Annotated in this window: 2 protein-coding genes; both read right to left on the bottom strand. The window is 72.7% G+C overall.

The annotated features are described in order from the left end of the window. Positions 1–121: 121 nt before the first annotated feature. Positions 122–2,287, bottom strand: coding sequence for a S9 family peptidase (locus tag ACFOGJ_RS12130; RefSeq protein WP_379900663.1), 2,166 nt, complete (start codon positions 2,285–2,287; stop codon positions 122–124). Beyond that, the coding region (locus ACFOGJ_RS12125) for a hypothetical protein (protein WP_379900661.1) at positions 2,284–2,806 on the bottom strand (523 nt) is incomplete at its 5' end. The genes ACFOGJ_RS12130 and ACFOGJ_RS12125, both read right to left, overlap by 4 nt.

Here is a 2,806-nt window from a genome sequence, read left to right as displayed (position 1 = left end):
ACCTGCGCCCCGCCCGACAGAAAAAGCTGCTGCAAATCTACCGGCAACGCCTTGACACAAGCCGCCTCATATAAGCCCGAGGACGACGGAGATGGTGGAGCCCCCTCCGACCCCCCCGCCCCTACTTCTCCCTGCCCAGCACCTTCACGATGAAGGCGTAGACCAGGGCGGTCTCCTTCAGCCGGTCCCAGCGGCCGGCGGCGCCGGCATGGCCGGCCTCCATGTAGGTCTTCAGCAGGTAGGGGCCGGCGTCGGGCGCCACCTCGCGCAGCCGCGCGATCCATTTCGCCGGCTCCCAGTAGGTGACACGGGGATCGGTCAGGCCGGCGGTTGCCAGGACCGGCGGATAAGGCCGGTCGGCCAGGTTCTCGTAGGGCGCATAGTCGCGGATGGTGGCGAAGGCGGCCGCATCCTCGATCGGGTTGCCCCATTCCTGCCATTCCGGCGGGGTCAGCGGCAGGCTGTCGTCGAGCATCGTGTTCAGCACGTCGACGAACGGCACCTCCCCCACTGCGGCGCCGAACAGGTCGGGCCGCATGTTCAGCACCGCACCGACCAGCATGCCGCCGGCGGAGCCGCCCTGCACGGCGATCCGGCCGGCGCCGGTCAGCCCCTCCGCGACCATATGCTCGGCCGCGGCGATGGTGTCGGTGAAGGTGTTGGTCTTCTTCGGCCCCTTGCCGTCCAGGTACCAGCGGCGGCCGCGCGCCTGGCCGCCGCGGACATGAGCGATGGCAAAGACGAAGCCGCGATCCACCAGGCTCAGCCGGCCGGGCGCGAAGCCGGCAGGGATGGTGATGCCATAGGAGCCATAGCCGTACAGCAGGCAGGGCGTCTCCGGCCCGGGCACCAGGTCCGCCCGGTGCAGCACCGAGACCGGCACCGTCTCTCCGTCGGGTGCCGGTGCCAGCAGGCGGCGGGCGACATAATCCGCCGGATCGTGGCCGGACGGCACCTCCCGCGTCTTGCGCAGGGTGCCGCGACGCGCGGTCATGTCATAGTCGATCACCTGGTCGGGCGTCGTCGGCGAGGAATAGGTGTAGCGCAGCAGACTGCCGTCGAACGGCATGTCGGCGCCAAGCCCCAGGCTGTACACCTCCTCCGCCATCGCGATCTGGTGCTGGCTGCCATCGAGCTGGTCCCGCACCACGATCTGCGGCAGGGCGTCGACCCGCTGCAGCCAGGCCAGGTGGCGCGCGGTCACCCGCAGGCCGACGATCAGCCGGCCCGGCTGGTGCGGCACCAGGTCGGACCAGTTGGCGCGGCCCGGATCGTCCACCGGCGCGGTGACCAGCTTGAAGTCCTCCGCCCCGTCGGCATTGGTGCGGATCACGAACCGGTCGCCGCCGTTCCGCTCGCCGTCCTGCGGGCCCAGATCCTCCAGGTCGTATTCCACGTCGCGTTCGCGCGGCGCGACCAGCCGCCAGTCCGCGTCCGGCCGGTCGGCCGGGCAGATCCGCAGCTCCGCGGTGGTATGGTCGTGGGCGGAGATCACCAGCCAGCGGCGGCTGGCGGTCTTGCCGACGCCGACGAAGAAGCCGGGATCGGCCTCCCGATAGACCAGCGGGTCGCCGGCCGGGTCGTCGCCCAGGCGGTGCCGCTTCACGCCGTAGGGGCGGTGATTCTCGTCCAGCACGGTGTAGAACAGCGTCTGCCCGTTCTCCGCCCATACGAAGGAGCCGTTGCTGTCCTCCAGGACGTCCGGCAGGTCGGCGCCGGTCGCCAGGTCGCGGACCCGGATGGCGAAGAATTCGGAGCCCTTCAGGTCCAGCGCATAGGCGAACAGGCGATGGTCGCTGCTGGGCTCGCCGCCGCCGATGTCGCAATAGGCATGGCCCTCTGCCAGGGCATCGCCGTCCAGCAGGAGCTGCTCCGACGGCGGCGGCGGACCGGCCGGTGTCCATTCCGCCACCGCCGCCAGCGGCAGGCGGCAGAACAGCGGATGCTGCCCGCCGGTGCGGAAGCGGCTGTAATAGGCGAAGCCGTCCTCCGGCACCGGCACGCCGGCCTCGTCCTCCCGGATGCGGCCGCGGATCTCGGCGAAGATCGTCTCCTGCAGGCCGGCCGTGTCCGCCAGGGCGGCACTGGTATAGGCGTTCTCCGCCTCCAGATGGCCGCGGATGCCCGCGTCAAGCTGCGTCGGGTCGCGCATCACCGCCTGCCAGTTGTCGTCGCGCAGCCAGTGATAGGGATCCTCCCAGGCGGTGCCATGGGCTTCGTGCCGCTGCGGCCGGCGCAGCGCCCGCGGCGGCGGCGGCAGGCCGCGGAATGCTTTCGCGTCGTTCATGCCCTGCCCCCGCGGCCCAGGATGCCAGTGGCGGCGCGGAAGCCGGGCGCCGCGATCCGGCGCTGCGCCCGCCGCCAAGCCGCATCCCGGCGGGCCAGCTCCAGGCCGGCCTGACCACCGCGGCCGCGGCGCAGATCAGCCTCCGCCGCCTCGATCGCCGGCGCCATCGCCCGGTACAGGGTCAGCCGGGCGCGCTCCGCCGGGGTCGGCGCCCGGCCCAGCACCCGCGCCAGCAGGCGTCGCGCGGCGCGGTCATCCAGGCCGCCCGCCTCCGACAGGACCGCTGGGTCCCAGACGGGGTCGTTGCGGTCCGCGGCCTGCCAGCCCAGCGCCCGCAGGCCGCCCGGCGCCCTGACGAGCCGGGCCGCGGTCAGGCGATTGTGCGCCGGGGCCAGCGGCACCTCCGCCAGGCAGCGCCGCAGCGGCCGCAGCCGGCGGTTCAGCGCCCGCAGCGACCCGGCCAGCGGCCGCTCCGACAGCATCGGATAGAGCCGCAGGCGGAAGCAGGGGTCGTAGCGG

It is taken from the genome of Marinibaculum pumilum (assembly GCF_042646425.1).
In the GTDB taxonomy this organism is placed as follows: domain Bacteria; phylum Pseudomonadota; class Alphaproteobacteria; order Ferrovibrionales; family Ferrovibrionaceae; genus Marinibaculum; species Marinibaculum pumilum.
Note: the sequence above shows the minus strand (reverse complement) of the source record. Positions and strands in the feature narration are given on the sequence as shown.

Excerpts from the sequence above, each read along its gene's own strand:
- ACFOGJ_RS12130 (WP_379900663.1), bottom strand. The coding sequence starts at position 2,287 with ATGAACGACGCGAAAGCATTCCGCGGCCTGCCGCCGCCGCCGCGGGCG.